The 20,514-nt window shown below is 34.3% G+C and carries 19 protein-coding genes and 1 pseudogene; 4 read left to right on the forward strand and 16 right to left on the reverse strand.

Translation table 11 applies throughout. The features are described 5' to 3' along the window. Positions 1-9: 9 nt before the first annotated feature. The 8 genes from ACP3TL_RS09360 to ACP3TL_RS09395 all read right to left on the reverse strand — a co-directional run bounded on the left by ACP3TL_RS09360 (position 10) and on the right by ACP3TL_RS09395 (position 7,289). Complete coding sequence (locus ACP3TL_RS09360) at positions 10-489, reverse strand: GNAT family N-acetyltransferase (protein ID WP_069815129.1); 480 nt, start codon at positions 487-489, stop codon at positions 10-12. Between the two features lie 135 nt (positions 490-624). Continuing rightward, a complete protein-coding gene (locus ACP3TL_RS09365; RefSeq protein WP_069815127.1) occupies positions 625-1,167 on the reverse strand; it encodes a flavodoxin family protein in 543 nt (180 codons plus the stop codon). 262 nt (positions 1,168-1,429) lie between these two features. Beyond that, a complete protein-coding gene (locus ACP3TL_RS09370) occupies positions 1,430-2,365 on the reverse strand; it encodes an aldo/keto reductase (RefSeq protein WP_069832619.1) in 936 nt (311 codons plus the stop codon). 453 nt (positions 2,366-2,818) lie between these two features. Further along, complete coding sequence (locus tag ACP3TL_RS09375; protein WP_002508430.1) at positions 2,819-3,160, reverse strand: YuzB family protein; 342 nt, start codon at positions 3,158-3,160, stop codon at positions 2,819-2,821. 246 nt (positions 3,161-3,406) lie between these two features. Then, positions 3,407-4,375 carry a sugar phosphate isomerase/epimerase family protein gene (locus ACP3TL_RS09380; RefSeq protein ID WP_069832618.1) on the reverse strand — a complete coding sequence of 323 codons (969 nt, stop codon included), beginning with the start codon at positions 4,373-4,375 and terminating at the stop codon, positions 3,407-3,409. A gap of 30 nt (positions 4,376-4,405) precedes the next feature. Then, on the reverse strand, positions 4,406-5,452 hold the full coding sequence (locus tag ACP3TL_RS09385; RefSeq protein WP_069832617.1) for a Gfo/Idh/MocA family protein: 1,047 nt from the start codon (positions 5,450-5,452) through the stop codon (positions 4,406-4,408). Positions 5,453-5,471: 19 nt separating this feature from the next. Next, positions 5,472-6,188 carry a ThuA domain-containing protein gene (locus ACP3TL_RS09390; protein ID WP_069832616.1) on the reverse strand — a complete coding sequence of 239 codons (717 nt, stop codon included), beginning with the start codon at positions 6,186-6,188 and terminating at the stop codon, positions 5,472-5,474. An 18-nt stretch (positions 6,189-6,206) separates the two neighbouring features. Further along, complete coding sequence (locus ACP3TL_RS09395; protein WP_069832615.1) at positions 6,207-7,289, reverse strand: Gfo/Idh/MocA family protein; 1,083 nt, start codon at positions 7,287-7,289, stop codon at positions 6,207-6,209. Positions 7,290-7,518: 229 nt separating this feature from the next. Between ACP3TL_RS09395 and ACP3TL_RS09400 the strand changes: the two genes are divergently transcribed. Further along, the gene (locus ACP3TL_RS09400; RefSeq protein ID WP_069815116.1) at positions 7,519-8,271 is read left to right on the forward strand and encodes a MurR/RpiR family transcriptional regulator; all 753 of its coding nucleotides are present in this window, start codon (positions 7,519-7,521) and stop codon (positions 8,269-8,271) included. Between the two features lie 64 nt (positions 8,272-8,335). On the opposite strand, the pseudogene ACP3TL_RS09405 reads toward ACP3TL_RS09400, so the two are convergent. The 6 genes and pseudogenes from ACP3TL_RS09405 to pta all read right to left on the reverse strand — a co-directional run bounded on the left by ACP3TL_RS09405 (position 8,336) and on the right by pta (position 15,676). Next, a pseudogene (locus ACP3TL_RS09405) lies at positions 8,336-9,940 on the reverse strand (alpha-glucoside-specific PTS transporter subunit IIBC). 314 nt (positions 9,941-10,254) lie between these two features. Then, positions 10,255-11,331 carry a phosphomevalonate kinase gene (locus ACP3TL_RS09410; RefSeq protein WP_069832613.1) on the reverse strand — a complete coding sequence of 359 codons (1,077 nt, stop codon included), beginning with the start codon at positions 11,329-11,331 and terminating at the stop codon, positions 10,255-10,257. Between the two features lie 12 nt (positions 11,332-11,343). Continuing rightward, positions 11,344-12,327 (reverse strand): diphosphomevalonate decarboxylase, encoded by a 984-nt coding sequence (mvaD, locus tag ACP3TL_RS09415; RefSeq protein ID WP_069832685.1) that lies wholly within the window; start codon positions 12,325-12,327, stop codon positions 11,344-11,346. Between the two features lie 5 nt (positions 12,328-12,332). Next, positions 12,333-13,256, reverse strand: coding sequence for a mevalonate kinase (mvk, locus tag ACP3TL_RS09420; protein WP_069832612.1), 924 nt, complete (start codon positions 13,254-13,256; stop codon positions 12,333-12,335). Positions 13,257-13,853: 597 nt separating this feature from the next. Further along, positions 13,854-14,690 (reverse strand): lipoate--protein ligase family protein, encoded by an 837-nt coding sequence (locus ACP3TL_RS09425; RefSeq protein WP_069832611.1) that lies wholly within the window; start codon positions 14,688-14,690, stop codon positions 13,854-13,856. Beyond that, the gene (pta, locus tag ACP3TL_RS09430; RefSeq protein ID WP_069832610.1) at positions 14,690-15,676 is read right to left on the reverse strand and encodes a phosphate acetyltransferase; all 987 of its coding nucleotides are present in this window, start codon (positions 15,674-15,676) and stop codon (positions 14,690-14,692) included. The genes ACP3TL_RS09425 and pta overlap by 1 nt, the downstream gene beginning before the upstream one ends. Before the next feature lie 172 nt (positions 15,677-15,848). On the opposite strand from pta, the gene hemQ reads away from it, so the two are divergent. The 3 genes from hemQ to ACP3TL_RS09445 all read left to right on the forward strand — a co-directional run bounded on the left by hemQ (position 15,849) and on the right by ACP3TL_RS09445 (position 18,346). Beyond that, on the forward strand, positions 15,849-16,598 hold the full coding sequence (gene hemQ, locus ACP3TL_RS09435) for a hydrogen peroxide-dependent heme synthase (RefSeq protein WP_002508442.1): 750 nt from the start codon (positions 15,849-15,851) through the stop codon (positions 16,596-16,598). Positions 16,599-17,114: 516 nt separating this feature from the next. Beyond that, positions 17,115-17,882 carry a threonine/serine exporter family protein gene (locus ACP3TL_RS09440; RefSeq protein WP_176722989.1) on the forward strand — a complete coding sequence of 256 codons (768 nt, stop codon included), beginning with the start codon at positions 17,115-17,117 and terminating at the stop codon, positions 17,880-17,882. 11 nt (positions 17,883-17,893) lie between these two features. Further along, a complete protein-coding gene (locus ACP3TL_RS09445; protein ID WP_069815102.1) occupies positions 17,894-18,346 on the forward strand; it encodes a threonine/serine exporter family protein in 453 nt (150 codons plus the stop codon). Between the two features lie 237 nt (positions 18,347-18,583). Here the strand turns inward: ACP3TL_RS09445 and ACP3TL_RS09450 are convergent, their stop codons facing one another. Next, positions 18,584-20,071, reverse strand: a complete 1,488-nt coding sequence (locus ACP3TL_RS09450) for an APC family permease (RefSeq protein ID WP_285326044.1) — start codon at positions 20,069-20,071, stop codon at positions 18,584-18,586. Between the two features lie 63 nt (positions 20,072-20,134). Next, on the reverse strand, positions 20,135-20,497 hold the full coding sequence (locus tag ACP3TL_RS09455; RefSeq protein ID WP_057513016.1) for a DUF423 domain-containing protein: 363 nt from the start codon (positions 20,495-20,497) through the stop codon (positions 20,135-20,137). Positions 20,498-20,514 lie beyond the last annotated feature (17 nt).

The raw sequence follows: 20,514 nt of genomic DNA on the forward strand, positions 1-20,514 counted from the left end.
CTTTGCAGATTATTTTAATGGCTTACGTAACAACGCTAAGTCCATTGCTTCACCGTACATTACATGTGTGTATGAGCGTACTTTTTCAAAACCTTTTTGTTGATAGAATGTCATAGCCTCATCATTTTTATTATCTACTTCTAAATAAACTTCATTATAATCATCTTTAAAATAGCGAATGCCTTCAGACAATAGATTAGAACCATAACCATGGTGTTGCCATGATGGACTCACATAATGTGCAGACAAGAATAATTCAGTACCATAAATAAATATAGCGAAACCAATAATATTTTCGTCTTCTTCAACTACTAAAAACAATTGATCTTCTAAACGTTTAAGTAAATGTTGTTCATTATATGAAGCAGCCAATAATTCATTTACTGTCTTAGCTGCGTAAATATTTAAATACGTATTATACCACGCTTTTGTTGCTACATCTCTGATGCTGACAACATCTTCTGCAGTTGCTTTTCTTACTTTATGCATGTTGCTCTCCCCCTATTTAGATAGGTAATAATAGCTACATTATAACATAATTTTAGTATTCAAAATACTTTATCTATCTAGATTAAAAATAGTTTGAACAACATAAATCATTTGCTCAAACTATCTTTTATATATTCACTTTTCGCCTAATGTTTGTTGCCATTCTTGTGCACGTTTTAATGCGTAAACGTCCTTTTCAATATCACCTGGTTTTTCAGCAGTACCAATAATATAACCTGATAACGTTGCACCAATAAATTCCAAGCTATATTTCACTTGAGTGATACATGGTTTTCCTTTAACTTTCGGGAAATCGCCACCAACGATGATTAATCTAAAATCTTTTTTTGCCATTTCTTCTTTAAAATTTTTATAATTGGGATCCATTAATGTTTCAGACCAATGATCGAAAAATGCTTTTACTGATGCCGATAAACTATACCAATATACCGGCGAAGCAATAATAATCGTTTCACTCGCTAATACTTTATCAATAATCTCTTTATAATCATCATTATATGATTCTATTACTTTATTATCATGTCTTACATCTCTAACTGGATTTAATTGATATTGTGTTAAATCTATCCATTCGTAGTCGTATCCTGCTATGGCCGCCTTAGTTAAATGAGCAGTATTCCCCTCTGGTCGACTGCCCCCGAATAAAACTGTGATCATAATAATCTCCTTCTACTACTAAATTAATAATATATCTGTTGAGCTTTATAATTATACATTTCATTATTTAGGTAAACTTAATTAATAATCCTACACTAAATAATGTCATTATTAAACAGATAAATGAAAATACATTAATAAATTAAATTATTTGCTCAAAAATAGTACTTTTCCAACATACTATTTATGTATATTTTTAGGTTTAAAGTTTATAAATATAAAAAGTAGATAAACGCTACATGGTCCATCTACTGTAATATTATTATGCTATTGGAAATAATTGTTCTATTTTTTCTATTTCCTCGTTTGTTAATTTAAAATCAAGGGTTATTAAATTATCCACGACTTGGTTTGGTCGTTTGGCTCCTGGAATGATCACATCTAATGATGGTTTAGTAAGATAATACGCTAATACAACATGTACTACATCTACTCTATGATTATCAGCAATCACTCTGAGTTGATCTACTTTTTCTAAATTTTCTTGATATCTTTCACCTTGAAACTCTGGATTTTCAGCACGAAGATCATCAAACTTCGTGTTCTCTGTATATTTACCAGCTAAAAGACCTGATACTAATGGGAAATATGGAATAAATGTAATATCATTTTCTGAAGTATATTCTAAAATCGCTTCATTTTTACGATTCAATAAATTATATTCCATTTGAACGACATCCACGTAGCCATCTTTATTCGCTTCTTTCAATTGTTCTAAACTAAAATTCGAAACACCAATGGCTTTGATTTTGCCTTCGTCTTTCAATTCTTTTAAAGCTGCAACTGCTTCATTTTTAGGTGTTGATTCATCTGGAAAATGAATATAATACAAATCAATATAGTCTAATTGTAGACGTTTTAAACTTTGTGCCACTTGTTCTTTTAAGAATTCTGGATCATTAGAGATTTGTACATTTCCGTCTTCATCAAAATAATGTGCACCTTTCGTAGCTATCGCAAATTCTTCTCTAGTAAATTCTTTCACTGTCTCGCCAACAAGTTCTTCTGAACGTTCAGGTCCATAGATAAACGCCGTATCTAATAAATTAATATCATTTCTAATTGCTGTACGTACAGTTTCTTTCCCTTGTTCTTCATCTAAATTATTATAAAAGTTATGACCCCCTACTGCATTCGTTCCTAAAGCAATGGGTGATACTTTAACATCTGATTTACCTAATTGTACTTTTTCCGCCAAACTTCTTCAGCTCCTTATATTAAATATGAATCACGTATTTTAAAATACGATTTCTATATTTATGCTCGTTAGCCTCGCAATAATATTGAACAATCTTATGCACATCTTAATAAATAGTTATCTAAACATCGATGTGCAAATAACCATTAAAATTTAATTGTTTCACTAACTTCATAATTTGTATTTACCCTTTTTAGCTCATTTTATGAGTAGTTTCATAAAGAAATTGTATTTTTAAATCATTTCATTACTTTTATCAACAAATGAACTAAATATAATACTATCTTTATAGAATTTATCATGATAATTCTAATATATTAAATAAATTGCTCGTACCAGAACAACATATATTTCCATAAAAAATAAAAAAACAGCAGTGAAACTTAAATTCCTAAGTCTCACCACTGCCGATCCACTTTCAAATAGTGTCACTATAAACACTACATCTATATGTTATTTCGCACTTTTTCGCTGTGCGAGTTTCTCTTTCAGTTTTCTATCTTGCTCTTCTTTACGGCGTTTACGCAGTTCATTACGCTGTCTCAAACGTTCTTCTTCTTCTGGATCTCTCGGTTTTTGTAACTGTTTCATTACTTTCTCCATGAGTTCTTCTTCTGTTAGTGCAGCGAGTGGGCGGTTATTAACAAATGCAAATGTTTTTCGTCTACCTGGCCCACAATAGGACTGACAGCCAATCTCTATTTCAGCTTCAGGGTCTAATTTCGTCAGCTTTTTTTCTAATGATTTACAATCCACACCCTGACAATCATCACAAATCAGAAACTTGTTTTGCAACTACACCCTCACCTTTCTAATAATATACAGACTCAAAAATTCAATACTGATTTAATATGTATATGTGCACGCATTCGCGATTTTTTTGTATTTACAACTCTAATTATTTTACTCTTTTTAGCGGAAATTTCAAGTTTTTAATTATACTGTTTGCCTATCATGACTTGATTCAAGTTGTCTTATAAATAAAAAAGTGAACTTAGTATATGCTTTTATATTCGCATACTAAGCTCACTTCATCGACTTTTAAGTCCACCATAAATCTGGTGCTGGATTTTCTATATTTACTGATTTCAAATTATTTACTGCTTTAGTAAAGCCTTCTTCAATCGACATAATCGGATCTTCATGTTCGATACTTACGACATCATCATAGCCATTGATTCTCAATGCGCTAATGATTTCTCCCCATACTTGTGGGTTATGACCATAGCCTACAGTTCTAAACGTCCAGGCACGCGTTTGTACATTGCCATAAGGTTGCATATCCGTTAAACCATACATATTTACATTTTCTTGATCAATGTATGTGTCTTTAGCATGAAAATGATGAATGGCATTTTCACGACCTAAAATTTTAATCGCTGCAACTGGATCGATACCTTGCCACCACAAATGACTAGGATCTAAGTTAGCACCAATCGCATCATTTGTTGCTGCTCTTAATTTCAACAACGTATAAGGTGTATGTACTAAAAAGCCTGCATGTAGTTCAATCGCAATTTTGACACCTTGTTCTTTTGCGTATTGTGCTGCTTTTTTCCAATAAGGAATTAGTTTTTCTTCCCATTGCCACTCTAATATTTCAGAATAGGCTGTCGGCCATGGCGTTACTGGCCAATTAGGATATTTTGCTGTTTCATCTGAGCCAGCTACGCCTGAAAAAGTATTAACCACTGGCACATTTAATAATGCCGCTAATTTTATTGTTTTAAACAAAGTATCATGTGCATCTTGTGCATGATCTTGATTTGGTGAAATTGGATTATTGTGACAGCTAAAAGCACTAATGCCTAAACCACGTTGATGTATTTGCTCTAAATATTCAGCTCTTTTACTTTCATCTTCTAATAATTCATCTAAAGGGAAAAATTGATTACCTGGATTACCTCCAGTACCTAATTCAATCATGTCAACACCCGCATCGGCTACATAGTCCAACATTTCTTCAAATTTTTTATCTTGAAATAATACTGAGAACACACCAATTTTCATAAATTAAACCCTCCTCAAAATTTTAAAACATTACAATCGAATACTATGTCCTTCTGTGCTGCTTTGATATATTGCATCTATTAATATATTAATTTTTTGCGCTTGTTCAGGTTGCACGACTAACGCTTCATGGCCTAGACAACTGTTCACAAAATTAAGCGCTTGTCTCTGAGCTGCAATTTCTTCATCATGTGCCGCACCAGCTTGTTCTGTAAAAAATGTGCCAAACCTTGGTTGGTAAATTTCAAAAGGATATAAACTTAAGCCACCGTCTACCCCTGAAATGCTTATATGCTTTGTATCTTCTTTAATATTTGCTGACCAAGAACATTCAAATTGCATCGTTGAATGGTCTTCAAAAGTAATAAAGCTCGTGACATGATCATCTACATCAAACGTTTCATGATCAAATTCTCCCCAATCATTGATTTGATTCGGCGTTTTACTTAGTCTGTTATATGTTTTGCCAATCACTTCAACGGGTTCGACATCTTTTAATAACCACAATGACAAATCTAACAAGTGGCATCCATAATCAATTAGGCTGCCGCCACCTTGCAATGTTTTATTCGTAAACACACCCCAACCTGGTACTTTTCTCCTACGTAAAGCTTGTACACGTGTGACGAGTGCATCACCAACCACACCCTCATCTACAGCATTTTTTGCGGTAATTGCAGCATCCGTAAATCGATAGTGATAGCCTATTGCCAATAATTTGCCAGCACGCTTAGCAGCTTTAACCATCTGTTCGCTCTCTATTTGATTCATCGCCATTGGTTTCTCACAAAATACATGAACCCCTGCTTCTAAAGCAGCAATACTGATTTCTGCATGAAATTTATTCGGCGTGCAAATAGCTACGGCATCAACCTTTTCAAACATAGCTTCATAACTTTCAAACACTTTACCAATTGTGAATCTATCCGCTACTGTTTCTGCTAGTGTTTGATTGACGTCTTGCACTGCCACAATTTCAGCAAGATGACTTAAATTTTGAAATGCTGGAATATGTCTACCTTGCGCAATACCGCCACAACCAATAATGCCGATTTTTAATTTTTCTACATTCTCCATAGTAACCAAACTCCCAACCCTATTTTTCTTTTATTTCCTCTAACGGTTGAGCATTGCCATACTGATGTTTCGGTGTATTGGTATTGCATGCCCATTTCACGCCATTTTTGATGACTTGTTGAATGTTGGCATTATAATATGTCGGATAACTTTCATGGCCTGGTCTAAAATAGAATATTTTGCCATTACCTCTTTTAAAAGTCGCTCCGCTTCTAAAGACCTCTCCGCCTTCAAACCAGCTAATAAATACTGTTTCATCTGGTGCTGGGATATCAAAATGCTCTCCGTACATTTCTTCTTTCTCTAATTCAAAATATGAATCTAAGCCTTCAGTAATCGGATGTGTCGGATCAACTACCCATAATCGTTCTTTTTCATCTGCTTCTCTCCACTTAAGGTCACACGTAGTGCCCATTAAGTTTTTGAAAATTTTCGAGAAATGTCCAGAATGTAACACAACAAGACCCATGCCATCCAACACACGTTGTTTCACTTTTTCTACAATAATATCATCGACTTCATCATGTGCTTTATGCCCCCACCAAACTAACACGTCTGTATTCGCTAATACATCGTCTGTCAGACCATGTTCGGGTTCATCTAGTGTTGTCGTCTTAACTTGGTGTTCATGCTCTAGAAAAGACGCTAATGCTTTATGAATACCTTCAGGATAAACTTTTTTTACTTCAGCACTTTCTTGTTCATGACGAAATTCATTCCAAATTGTTATATTCAATAGTAAGCTCCCCTTTGATTAATGATTATTGAGATATACCGCTTTTCCTGTTTTTGCAGATTCATATATCGCTTCTAATATTTGAGTTACTACAAATGCTTCTTTAGGTTTTACGACTGGTTCAGTATCATGAATAATATTATCTATCCAAGCACGTGCTTCTTCTTCAGCTTCATCGATTTTTTCACTTTCATAAAAATCAACACCTGCATTATCTACTTCAATTTGAGATGTATATAAAGTGCCGAATGCTTCACCATGGACGCGTAAACCATCCTTCATATCCGCACCACCCTGCGTACCTGACAATGCACATTTCGCTTCGTCTACGTCTAAAGAATTGAGCGCCCAACTAGATTCTAAGATGATTGTTGCGCCATTACGCATCTTAATAAAGCCAAACGCTGAGTCTTCAACAGTAAATTCATCTGGATCCCACGGTCCCCATGCATTTGCTGCATTGTCTTGTTTTCCCAATTTATGAAAAGTAGATCCCATAACAGACTCTGGTTCGTAATTATCCATCATCCATAATGTTAAATCCAATGCATGTGTACCAATATCAATTAATGGTCCGCCGCCTTGTTTCTCTTCATCTAGGAACACACCCCACGTAGGAACTGCACGACGTCGAATTGCTTGCGCTTTACTATAATAAATATCTCCTAAGTCTCCACGTTGCGTCACTTTTCGTAAATGTTGACTGTCAGCTCTAAATCTATTTTGGTAACCAATTGTTAATTTTTTATTATTTCGCTCCGCCGCCTCGATCATTTCACGGGCTTCGTTTGAAGTTTTAGCCATTGGTTTCTCGCACATTACATGTTTCCCAGCATTTAATGCTGCAACTGTTATCTCCTTATGTGTATTATTAGGTGTACACACGTGTATTACTTCTATAGATTTATCTTCGAGTAATTGTTTGTAATCTTCATATATTGCCGCGTTTTCTATACCGTAAATTGTCGCTGCAGATTCAGCTTTAGCTACGTCTATATCGCAAAAAGCGACCATAGTTGCTTCTGGGATTTTTTCTAAACTTGGTAAATGCTTACCATTAGCTATGCCACCGCATCCAATTATTCCAATTTTCACACTCATAGACTCATCCCTTTATATTAAATTTATTCAGCCTTTAAAAGTAACCGCTTACAAAAAGTCGTATTAAATTTAAGCTTTATTACATTTAAAAGGTTAATACTTAATTTCATATTAAAATACAATGTTAAAAATACCAATAAATTTGACGTATTTAGATTTTATATATTAACATTAGAATATATTTTCAAATTCCGGAAAATTTTCCAATGAATAGGTGGAATCCACACATATGGTACTTGATCATCTTATAAATAAATACTTTGAGCAATTAACTGAAAATGATTTACATATCATCAATATCATACGTCAAAACATGGATGACATGTCAGCTATGAAAATCCATGATTTAAGTAAACTCACGCATACTTCCATCTCAACGATTCATAGGCTCGTTAAAAAGATGGGCTTTGAAGGCTATAGCAACTTTAAGTTTTACCTGAAAATGGAAAACAACGCGCAACCATCACATTTAGCAAGCACAGACCCGATTGTCGAAGATGTGCAAAGAACTGTAGAACACCTTCAAATGTTCGACTATAAACTTTTAAACCACTTATTAGAAGCTGCACCTTTCGTCTATATCTTCGGCACAGGCATGGCCCAACAAAATGTTGCCAGGGAAGCACAACGCCATATGCTTTCTATCTCTAAACGCTCTATTGTTGTTAATGATGAAAATGAATTGCGCTTAGCTATAGATCAAATGTCACCAGAAGATTTACTTTTCATCATTTCTTTATCGGGTGAAACTAAAAATTTAAAAGAACCTATTCAACTCATTAAATCACGTGAATTGCATTACGTCTCTATCACGACATTGCATGACAACTATATTGCCAAAAATGCCGCCTTCAATATTTATGTTAACAGTGCACCAATGCAATTTTTTAATAATACGAAACATTACAGTTTTACTCCATATTATGTCGTTTTTGATTTTATCGCTAGAACATATCACAACTACAAAATTTCCAAACAATGATATAAATTATATGATGTAAAACAATGATACTGATTTGTTTTACATCATATTTAATTTTATAGTCTTATGCTTCGTGCTTAATAATTTGTTCTACCGCTTCTCTCACTTGCGGAACCGAAAGTCCTACGATGACTTGTACGTTTTTTCCGCTTTTCACGAGTCCATGCGCACCACCCACTGTTTTAAAATAGCCATCTTCTTCTACTTTTTCAGGGTCTTTAACGGTCACACGTAATCTTGTTGCACAATTTGTTATATCAGCAATATTTTCCGTGCCACCTAAGCCTTCTAAATAAATTGCAGCTTTTGTTTCATATTCGTTTTTATCACTCGTTTTTTTGTGTTTATTTTCCTTATAATCACGCTTCGTATAGAGCTTAGCATCTATCTCATCATCTTTCTCTCTTCCTGGCATAGGTATATCCATTTTTAGGATAATAAATCTGAATAGATAATAATAAATAAATATGAATATAATGCCTATAATAAATTGAGCGACGTAAGTTCCCCAATGCGAACCAAACAACGGAATCCAATTGGTTGCTGCGATTTCAATAAAGCCACCACCTAAATTACCTACAAGACCAAACCCGTGCATAATCGTCACCATTGTTGCTCCGAGAATAGCGTGGATTAAAAATAGAAACGGCGCTATAAAGATAAACGTAAATTCTAGTGGCTCTGTGATACCTGCAAACACGGCTGTTAAAGTAGCAGCTAATAATAATGCCCCAACTTCTTTCTTTTTATGTGCTTTTGCCGTTGAATATATCGCAAGTGCTATACCAATCGAGCCGAACATTTTAATATTACCTTGTAATAAAAATCCACCACCTGGAAAAATTTCTTTTAGTGGTTTTGTTGTTTGTGAATACTCAGTTAAATGAGAAATCCAATACGATTTAATACCACCATCGACTACTGCCGGTCCATATTCAAACGGCGTGTAGATGAAATGATATAATCCTGTCGGAATTAAAATACGTTCTAAAAAGTGGAAAAGCCATACGCCAACGTAACTTGATGAAGCTAAAAACACTTGTAACGAAGCAATCCATCCTTGAACAATAGGCCATCCCCAACTTGTTAAAAATGCTAATGGAATCATAGCAAAGAATGCTATCATGACAACAAACGGCGAACCTTGGAATATTCCTAAAGACTATGGCAATTTCTTATCATAATATCGATTATGTAACCAAATCGCGATGCCTGAGATGATGAGTGCACCGATAATATTTGTATCTAAGGTTTTAATACCTGCGAGTTCAGTAATACCTGTGACTTCTCCTGCATCGCCCTTAAAGTCCACACCAAAAGCAGGCCCCCATGTCGTTAATATGCTATTTATAAAATAATTAAACATCATATAAGTTACTACCGACGACATTACTGCATGGCCAGCTGACTTTTTAGCTAGTGATATAGGTAAGCCGATAACGAAAATAAGTTCTATATTTTCAAATACCGTCCACCCACCATTTTCAATTAATGACCATATTTGAAACCATAAACCATTAGGATCAGCCAGCTGACCCATAATCGCCTCGTTTTTAAACAGTGTAGCTATGCCAATAATAATCCCGAAAAATGGAAATAATAATACTGGAACAATCATTGCGCCACCAAATCTACGAATTGCATCTCCAAACTTACGTCCCAAATTCATAATAATCACCCTTCTATCATCGCATTATTGTAAGCGCTTTCTTAAGATGATCGTATGCTTTAATCTCAATGAGTTCAATAACATTCGTACATTTAGACAATTCATTTCTACAACTGAATTTATTTCCATTAAGAGGTAAATTTTCCATTGAGTTATTTAGATGTGGTCAGATTAACGACAACGTATTATGCGTTGCTTATCAGTGTCTTAGATTTAGTTACTAGATAGTTTACTTTTATTCAATTTCAGCAAAATAAAAAACAGTAGTGAGTGGGACATATATTTATGCCTCAGCTTCATACTGTTCATTTTCATTATTGACCGTGGTATATATTAAACTCCAAAGGTTTCACTTCATTTTCTAACCATTCATCGTAAATGCGTTGCTTATTAACACCTTTATTGATTATCGTTATGCCACAATCTCCACCACCTGCACCTGATGTTTTGGCAGCGCCGCCATATTTTTCAGCTACAGAACATAATACTTTTAAATGGGCAGTTTCAATATCAACTGTCGCTTCTTTATCCATAGATTGAATAATCTCACGGTTGATGCGAATCATTTGTTGCACGCCTTTAATATGATTCGTTTTAAAAGCATGTATCAACTTCTCAACACATAAATGAGAGCGTTCTAAAAATTTACCGTAAAAGGTAGGATCTGATTTCAAGCGTTTTACTTCACTCACTAAATGGTGTGACGAAGCTGGCGATCCAGTCCAACCTATAAGCACTTCCATATTTTCTGGTGGCTGTAATGGTTCGATATGAAGGCCAGGCCAGTTTTTATTCAATACATCATTGACTGACGTATCTTCAATTTGCTGTGATACCCATTCATGATCAAACGTACTATAAGCTAACCAGCCAGTATAAACACTGACAGCAATATCACCACAAGAACTTAAGCTTTGTAATTTCATATTTGCAATAACTGCAAGTTTGTAAATATATAAATTAGATAAATGCATACCATAAAATTCATTCAAAGCTTTAACAACTGATACCAAGACAGCTGCACTAGAACCTAAACCATATTTATGCCCATTTGTATCGTCTAAATTACTATCAATTGTTAAATTGAAATGTTTTAAAGGCATATTATTACTTCTTACAAATTGTTCAAAGATTTCAATTGCTGTGATGACATACTTCAATTGTTTCGCAGCATTTAAATCTGAAACTACAATTTTATCTTCACGTCTTTGAAATGTTACTGGTTCATGATGTAAGGTCTTAGAATGTATCGTACCCTGTGGTGCATTTGAATCTTCAATAGAAGCAGTTACAAATCGATCTACTGCGATTAATATTGATTTATAGCCAGGTTCGACAACTGCGTATTCACCTGCAATGTATAGCTTCCCTGGTGCTTTAACTTGAATCATTTTATCTCTTCCTTACTCAATAATTTCTACGCCTGTACGTGTAATGTCGCTCGCAATGATTTGGTCTTCTTTAAACGATTTATGTAATGCATCAACAACCGCTTGTTTATTTTTCTTTTCTACTAAAATTTTAACATTTGGACCAGCATCCATCGTAAAGTAACAAGGATGACCCGCCTTACGACATTGGTCTACGATGTCCATCACTAAATAACTGTCGTCGACCATATAAGTGAACGGCGGTTGTGCACCTAAGTTTGTTGCATGCATGCGCAAACCGTTGGCTTCAATCACTTCACCTAATTGTTTAAAGTCTTTTTGATTTATTGCATGCTTAACTGACGCTATGTCCTCATCCACATGGTCTAACCAATATTGATAAAAACGTGATGTATCACGTGTAAGTGACATACCGGCACGACTTGAAACTTTTTTCGATTTATTATTAATGACAACAAATATCATTGCTAACTCGTCTTCCCAATTATCTGCTTCAACAGGAAAACTATATGATGTCTCATCATCATACCCTTTTTCCCATTCTACAAAACCGCCATAGATACTTCTAGAAGCAGATCCTGACCCTCTACGAGCCAATCTAGATAACGCTTTGCCTGTTAACCCTAGATTCAAAGCCGCATCACAAGCTGCTGCTAATGCCGCATATGCACTTGCTGAAGATGCTAACCCTGCTGCTGTAGGGACATAATTAGCACTCTCAATATATGCAAACATTGAGGTTTGACTTAATTCGCGGAACACATCCATAAAACGGTGTATCTTAGCTGCTTCTGCGTCATTTACTGCTTGGCCATTCAAAATAAGCGTATCTTTAGTATAGCTCTCATCAAATGTCACTTTAGTTTCAGTATAAAAGCGATCTAATGTAACCGACAAACTATTATTCATCGGAATAATATAAGTTTCATCAGCTTTACCCCAATATTTTATGAGTGCAATATTTGTATGTGCACGTGCTTTACCACTATTAACCAACGTCATTAACCTCCTAAATATTCAATCCATGTATGATGTGCACCTAAGTTTTGCGCACTTTCAACAATTTTCTCAGCCACTTCTAAGGTTGAAGCAAGTACAATCATACTACCGCCGCGACCGCCACCAGTTAATTTTCCAGCAATAGCGCCTTGTTGTTTACTTGCCTCAAGTAATGTTTCAATTTTATCATGGCTTACCGTTAATGTACGTAAGCTTTCTTGACACAAATTAAAGATAGAGGCTAATTTTTCGAAGTTATGATGCTCTATAGAGTCACTTGCTTCGTGTACAAGTTGACCAATATGTTTCACATGTTCTAAGTACTCATTATCTTCTTTACATAAATTATGTACATCTTCTACTGCTTGTTTTGTAGAGCCGAGTACACCTGTGTCAATAACAATCATGTAACCATTCAATTCTAATGGCTTTAATGTCGTCACGTTACCTTGCTTAAACCACACTGGCTTATTCGATACAATCGTTTGTGTATCAATGCCACTTGGTTTACCGTGTGCAATACGTTCCGCCCAATTGGCTTCTTCTATCAACACCTCATCAGATAATGGTTTATTGAGGTAGTCGAAACTTGCACGCACAAAAGCAACCGCCATTGCAGCACTTGAGCCTAGCCCTCTAGATGGTGGTAAGTTTGTATCAATCGAAACTTTTATAGGTGTTTGGATTTCATATTTTTCTACAAAACGAGTTATTACTGCCTTTAAATGTTCAGGTGCATTAATTAACTCACCTTCATATACATCACTTTTAATACATGAAGAAAGAGGTTCTTCTATAGATTCTATTTTCGCTCTCACTTTCCCGGTCGTAAATGGAATCGCAATTGCTGGCTCGCCAAATGTAACAGCATGTTCACCAATTAATATTACTTTTCCATTTGCTTCCCCATATCCTTGTTGTGTCATATTCTCAATCACCTTTAGTATTTTCTTTAGTTTTATATTTTAAGTACGCTACACCTTATAGACCACACTGATTTTAGTCATTTCAGAACACCACAATGCATTCTTCTTAAATTTCCCAGGAAATTTCGTGTTCTAAGTCTCGTTGTTAGCGCATCTAATATGTCTTTTATTATTAATAATTTGAAAAGACTGCTCGTATTCTATATGAAAATACTCAACCTTAACTAATTTTACACACATTATTATACATTATCTCACAAATTTTATATTATGCCATACAACTCTAGACATAGATATTTGGTTTATTTTTAATTAAATAACAGAAAGTGTCTTCTCAAAAGTTAATACCTGCTACTAATTATAATCAATACTTTTCCATTATAAAACTCTATAGCCTTATATTCAAAAAGTTAACATGATTTTACTGAAATTTATTTAAATTAGTTAGTTTTAAACTACACTTTTCCTATATTACTTATTTACTTTCTATAATTCAACAATTAGAAAGATTTATGTCAATAATTTTTATATTAACTATAAAAAAGACCAGAGCCGTTACTTTAATAAAAAAGTATCGTTTCTGGTCTTAATAATTATTTACTCCATCGCTTGATTCATCTTAGCGTTACGTTCAATCATTTTTTCAAAGTAACCTTCATAGCGTTGCCATTCATCATCTGTTATAGGTTCCATGTTTAATTGTCCACCTAAATCTTTAAGGGCATATAACAATTTAAACATTACGTCTTGGACAGTGATTGTTTTACCTAATAGTGACTCTAACGACGCCATGCATTGTGGATCAATATTTGGATAAGTGAATTTTGTTTCTGCATCCTTTAATGCGCGTTTATAAAAAGATTTCATCATATCAGCACGTTCACTGCCATCACCTTCTACACAAAGATACACTTGTACAGCAATGCCACCACGTACCCGTCTTTGAGAAATACCCGCAAATTTTCGCCCATTAATACTTAAATCAAATTTCCCTGGACAATACGATCGTTCAATTTCATGTGTTTCAATCTCTACATCTTCATCTTCAAACATTTTCGAAACCAATAAATACATCACTGTAAAAGCTTCATCTATTGTAATGTCATGTTTACCTTTAAAGAGAAGAGAAATATTGAGTATACCTTGGTCTAGGACTACACCCAAACCACCTGAATTTCTAACAATCGCATTATAGCCACGTTCTTCAGTAAGATAACGAATGCCGTCTTGTAAAAAAGGTAGGCGTGAATCATGTATACCTAAAATGACTGTATGTTGGTGTATCCAAGTACGTACCACATTACATGATAAATCTTTGCCAACACTTTCAGAAAATGTATCATCGAATGCAAATGATTGCATAGGCGCTAACCCAGAAGAATGGTCAATATAACGCCAATCTATATCATTAAAATATTTACTTGCTAAATCCATTATTGTAATGTTTGCGCAGCAGTAATGATTGATAAGTTATACACGTCTTCTGTTGAACAACCACGAGATAAATCATTCACTGGAGAATTCAGTCCTTGTAGTACTGGACCTACTGCATCAAAACCGCCTAAACGTTGTGCAATTTTGTATCCAATATTACCCGCTTCTAAACTTGGGAAGATAAATACATTAGCATTACCTTGTATTTTTGCGTCTGGTGCTTTTTTCTTAGCAACTTCTGGTACGATTGCTGCGTCAAATTGGAATTCACCATCTACAACAACATCTTCAATATTGTCAGTTTTAATTTTCTCTTGAGCTAAATTCACTGCATTTGCTACTTTTTCAACATCGTCTGATTTTGCAGAGCCTTTTGTTGAAAAACTTAACATTGCTACACGCGGTGACATGTCAAAGCTTTTAGCAGTTTTTGCACTCTCTACTGCAATTTCAGCTAAGTCTTGTGCTTCAAGCGTTGGATTGATTGCGCAATCGCCGAAGATATATTGCTCTTCTCCTTTAATCATAAAGAAAACGCCAGATGTTTTTGAAACACCAGGTTTCGTTTTAATAATTTGTAATGCTGGGCGAACTGTATCGCCTGTAGAATGTGCTGCACCGCTGACTAGTCCTTCAGCTTTACCAGTATAAACAAGCATTGTACCAAAGTAGTTTACATTTTTTAGCATTTCTTGTGCTTGTTCTTCAGTCGCTTTACCTTTACGGCGTTCAACGAAAGCAGTTACTAATTCTTGTTTCAATTCACTTGTTTCTGGATCGATAATTTCAATGTTAGTAATATCTAATCCTTTGTCGTTAGCTAAAGCCTTCACATTAGCTTCATTACCCAATACTACTGGTGTAACATATTCCGTATTTTGTAATTGTGTTGCTGCTGTTAATACGCGTTCATCTTCACCCTCAGGTAATACGATTCTCACATTTTTTCCTGAAAGTTTTTCTTGTAATACATCTAATAAAGACATAGGGGGGCCTCCTCGAAATTTAAATCTATTTATTTACACTATATAGTATACGTTATTTTTTTATAGAATTCCATGTCACCAATTTGTAATCATTTACTTATGTTTTAACACTCCCTTTATGGTAGAATTTTATAGTGAAGACATAGAAATTTTCACAAAGGAGCGATTTACAATGCCACAAGTACCAGAAACGTTAGACGGTTGGTATAGTTTACATTTATTATATGCTATTGATTGGACTACTTTACGTTTAGTTCCAGAGGAAGAACGTCAATCTCTCGTGGAAGAATTACAATCGTTTTTAGATAAGCACGAAGAAGCACGTACAAATAATGCAGGAGATCATGCATTTTACAATATTAATGGTCAAAAAGCAGACCTTCTTTTATGGGTATTACGTCCAGAAATGAAAGATTTAAATGCTTTTGAAAATGAATTTAATAAATTGAAAATTACAGATTTCTTAATTCCAACATATTCTTATGTTTCTATCATAGAATTAGGTAATTATCTTGCAGGAAAATCTGATGAAGATCCATATGAAAATCCTCATATTAAACCAAGATTATTCCCTGAATTACCTCGTACTGAATATATCTGTTTCTATCCAATGGATAAACGTCGTGGTGAAACGTATAACTGGTATATGTTACCACTTGAAGATAGAAAGAAACTTATGCATGATCATGGCATGATTGGTCGCCAATATGCAGGTAAAATCAAACAATTCATCACTGGATCTGTTGGTTTTGACGATCACGAATGGGGCGTTACACTTTTTGCAGAAGACCCACTTCAATTCAAAAAAATTGTTTATGAAATGAGATTTGATGAAACGACTGCACGCTACGGCGACTTTGGTAGTTTCTTTGTAGGTAATATCATCACAAAAGATGTCTTACAAGATCTATTTTCATTATAAAATACAATAAACGCTTCTATTCATATTAATGGAAGCGTATAAGACTGTCGGCAAAGTATCCAACTTTGTCGGCATTTTTTTATGCATTTACCTATTTCGGTATTCGTTCTTACTCGCTCTAGCTTTCACCATAGTGAAAGCTAGAGCGAGTAAAAAGGCACACTTGCCGTTGAACAAGTGTGCCTGAGTCTGTGTAGTGTGTTTGGGAGAACTTTAATCACTACTTAATTTAATATTAACTGTTAAATATTGTCGCTACTCAATATTTGTCTGAAACAGCTAACTAATATTATTTTAGCCTATTTGCGAAATTTGAAACATATTTAAATTACTTAAATTGTATAAAATGTTATATTTTAAAATTTATAAAGCGCATAAGTTACTTTCTGATTCCTCTAACAATTTTTATGAGTAAAGTGTTACAATAAAAATTATTAACTCAATAACTTATTCCTATGCTATGAATACAAAAACATAGCTTTAGTTAAATACTTCATTATTGGTGATTAAATGACAATATACAATCAAACAGTTGAAAGTTATGATGAAAGAATGGCGAAAGATGTCATTTTGCTCGCAGGACGCATTCTGTTGGAATCTGGTGCAGAAGGTTCCAGAGTTGAAGATACAATGACTCGGATTGCAACTACGTTAGGTTATCCAGAAAGCAATAGTTTCGTAACTAATACAGTCATTAACTTCATGTTACATAACGAATCTTATCCTAGGATCTTCAGGATTAAAACACGAGATACCAATCTTCATCGTATATCAAGAACAAATGGTATATCTAGGCGGCTTGCTTTAGGTGACATTTCACTTGAAGATGCCTTTCAAGAACTGCAAAAAATATATCATGAACAAAGCATTAACCATGATCTAATTTTCAAATTTATTGCTGCCGCTGTTATCGCAGCCAGTTTTTTATATCTTCAAGGTGGCATCTTAACAGATGTACTTACTGCTATTTTGGCTGGTTCCTTTGGCTTCATTGTTGTAGAAACGCTTCAACGAAAATTACACGCTCAATTCATTCCAGAATTTATGGGCGCAATTGTCATCGGTCTCATAACCGTTTCAGGACATTATTTAATACCCGGTGGTTCGATATCTACTATTATAATAGCTTCAGTAATGCCTATCGTTCCTGGTGTATTAATAACGAATGCCATTCAAGATTTATTCGCCGGTCACATGTTACTATTTACCACTAAATCACTAGAAGCCCTAGTGACTGCCTTTGGTATAGGCGCCGGTGTTGGTACTATACTCATTATTTTTTAGGAGCAATGTCTATGTTTTGGATTTTAAATTTAATATTTAGTTATACTGCTTCCCTTTTCTTTGGTGTGATATTTGATGTGCCAAAACGCCTATACAACACAGTTGGTATTGTAGGTGCATGTGGATGGATGTTTTATATTTTATTTTATGAAGGTTTTCATTTCCATACTATATATTCTAGTTTCTTTGGAAGTATTGCGTTAGGTATGCTAAGTCACATCATGGCTCGTTATAAAAAGGAACCCGTAATTATATTTATGGTTCCAGGTATTATCCCACTCGTACCTGGTGGTCTTGCATTCGATGCAACAAAAAGCTTGATTCTATTGGAATTTAGTAAAGCAATTAATACAATGTTAGAAGTGACTTTAATTGCTGGTGCTATCGCTTTAGGATTACTTTTTGCTGATCAAATATCAAAACTTATTGTCTCTGGTACGAAAATACGTAAAAAAAGAATTTAACACGCATGATGCTAAAGCAAAAACCTGAGAAAAATCATTATTACAAATGATTTTTCTCAGGTTTTTTTGTTACTCGCTATTTTTATAATCAAAGATCTAATAATAAAAGCCCTCCAATATAAACACTTTTAATATGTCTGTATTGAAGGGCGTATATGCAATTATATAATCCAAGTTTAAATGTTAGGATTATATAATTTTACATGCAAAAAACATGATTATTATTCACAAAAACAACTAGTTGTTCGCTTTATCTGATTTATTTTTATTAATTAAATCTACTATTTCATCTTCTGATTGATTTAAAATAAGTTTACTTAGTCTGTCATTATCCATATTTTTCAGTTTTGGATAACGTACAACAAAGAAAATTATACCAATAATTAACCAACCGCCTAATGCGATATAAGATGGTGTTGAAAGTGCTGCTGGTGACCCAGGAACTAATAATAAGAGTAAGAACACAAATGAAACGATTGAACCTAATATCGCAAAAACTTTGTATACAGGTCCGTATGTGTTACTTGATTTATCAAAACTAAAGAGTCTTGCTGCTGATAAACATGTAATAAAATAAGCAATTGATACACCTGTTGAAGACATATCAACAATCCACGTTAATGCAGTACGACCTAGCCACGGTGCAATTAATGTAACAGAAACTAAAAAGAAAATTGCAATATAAGGCGTCTTATATTTTTTATGCAATTTACTAAATACAGAAGGCATAATGCCTGAACGTCCCATTGAGAATAATAAACGGCTTGAACTCATCAAGAAACCATTTAAACCAGTGAATATTCCCATCATAATTGCAATTGCTAGCACTGCTAAACCAATATAACCAAAGGCTTCTTGTGTCACAGCACCTGTTAACCATAAATTACCATTTAAACTTGTTGATGAACTACTTAACCAACTTGTGTATAAAATCATTAATACATAAGTGAATGCTGCGGCAAGTAAACTATAAACGATTAATTTAAATGTTTTATTCGGCGCAAAATCAAATTCTTCTGCTGTTTGTGGAATATTGTCAAATCCAACATATGCCCATGGCGCTACCGCCACAATCATAATAATGGATGTAAACCAACCTTCTTTTTCATTAGTTAACGGTTGTAAATTTTCAAAAGAGAAGTTATTCCCGAAGAATGAACCGAAAAATAGTAATAAGATTGTTATAACCATTGCTACACAGAAATAAAATTGTAGAGATCCTGATACACTTGCACCTTTAATTGCTATAAACATAAAGACAATTAATAATAACGATGCGATAAGAATCTCAGTTATATATACATCCCATCCTGCAATAGTATATAACTTACCAGTTTCTAATATATCTGGTAGTAAGAACTTAATTAATAAACTAAATGCTGTTGCGTTTAAAGCTACAACACATATATATCCAAAAGTTAAAAACCAGGATGAGAAGAAACTGACGTACCTTCCAAATCCTAAAAAACTAAATGCAAATGCCCCACCTGAAACTGGAAAACGTTCAACTAAAGCACCATAACTTACTGCAATCAGTATCATTAATAATGCACCAATTACAATACCTATCGCTGCAGATATAGGACCTGATTGACCAATCCAGTCGCCAGGTAGTATAAATGCGCCCCAACCTATACATGAACCATAGGCTATAGCCCATACAAATTTTTCAGATAAGTTTTGTTTTAAATCTCCTCTATCTATTTCCTTATCATTTTGACTCATAAATAAAATTCACCTCATGGACTGTATTATACCCACAAGATGAATTCTATAACAATTAAAAATTTATAATTTAAATGTTCCGATAATTAGCATTAACCAACCTACTAGGAATAAAACCCCACCGATTGGCGTAATTGCGCCAAGAATACGAATTTGAGTTAATGCCAAAATGTATAATGAACCACTGAAAAAGACGATACCGAAGAACATGAGCCAACCTGCCCAATTCACGTTAATTGAAGTTGTACCACTAATGATACCAAGCGCGAGTAAGCCTAAACCATGATACATTTGGTAAGTCGTTGCTTTTTCCCATACTGATAAATATTTTGCCGATAGTTTATTTTCTAAGCCATGTGCACCAAATGCGCCAGTTCCTACTGCCATCATTGTGTTCAATGCACCTAATATAATAAATACTTTCATCATGCTATTTACTTCCC

Origin of the sequence: Staphylococcus caseorum (assembly GCF_049943195.1) — a bacterium.
Taxonomy (GTDB): Bacteria; Bacillota; Bacilli; order Staphylococcales; family Staphylococcaceae; genus Staphylococcus; species Staphylococcus equorum_A.

What these genes read in the sequence shown, in the direction of transcription:
- ACP3TL_RS09395 (WP_069832615.1), bottom strand. Translation starts at nt 7,289, where the DNA reads ATGAGTGTGAAAATTGGAATAATTGGATGCGGTGGCATAGCTAATGGT.
- ACP3TL_RS09365 (WP_069815127.1), bottom strand. Translation starts at nt 1,167, where the DNA reads ATGATCACAGTTTTATTCGGGGGCAGTCGACCAGAGGGGAATACTGCT.
- ACP3TL_RS09455 (WP_057513016.1), bottom strand. Translation starts at nt 20,497, where the DNA reads ATGAAAGTATTTATTATATTAGGTGCATTGAACACAATGATGGCAGTA.
- ACP3TL_RS09425 (WP_069832611.1), bottom strand. Translation starts at nt 14,690, where the DNA reads ATGGATTTAGCAAGTAAATATTTTAATGATATAGATTGGCGTTATATT.
- ACP3TL_RS09360 (WP_069815129.1), bottom strand. Translation starts at nt 489, where the DNA reads ATGCATAAAGTAAGAAAAGCAACTGCAGAAGATGTTGTCAGCATCAGA.
- ACP3TL_RS09385 (WP_069832617.1), bottom strand. Translation starts at nt 5,452, where the DNA reads ATGGAGAATGTAGAAAAATTAAAAATCGGCATTATTGGTTGTGGCGGT.
- pta (WP_069832610.1), bottom strand. Translation starts at nt 15,676, where the DNA reads ATGTCTTTATTAGATGTATTACAAGAAAAACTTTCAGGAAAAAATGTG.
- mvk (WP_069832612.1), bottom strand. Translation starts at nt 13,256, where the DNA reads ATGACACAACAAGGATATGGGGAAGCAAATGGAAAAGTAATATTAATT.
- ACP3TL_RS09380 (WP_069832618.1), bottom strand. Translation starts at nt 4,375, where the DNA reads ATGAAAATTGGTGTGTTCTCAGTATTATTTCAAGATAAAAAATTTGAA.
- ACP3TL_RS09400 (WP_069815116.1), top strand. Translation starts at nt 7,519, where the DNA reads ATGGTACTTGATCATCTTATAAATAAATACTTTGAGCAATTAACTGAA.
- ACP3TL_RS09410 (WP_069832613.1), bottom strand. Translation starts at nt 11,331, where the DNA reads ATGATTCAAGTTAAAGCACCAGGGAAGCTATACATTGCAGGTGAATAC.
- ACP3TL_RS09450 (WP_285326044.1), bottom strand. Translation starts at nt 20,071, where the DNA reads ATGAGTCAAAATGATAAGGAAATAGATAGAGGAGATTTAAAACAAAAC.
- hemQ (WP_002508442.1), top strand. Translation starts at nt 15,849, where the DNA reads ATGCCACAAGTACCAGAAACGTTAGACGGTTGGTATAGTTTACATTTA.
- ACP3TL_RS09445 (WP_069815102.1), top strand. Translation starts at nt 17,894, where the DNA reads ATGTTTTGGATTTTAAATTTAATATTTAGTTATACTGCTTCCCTTTTC.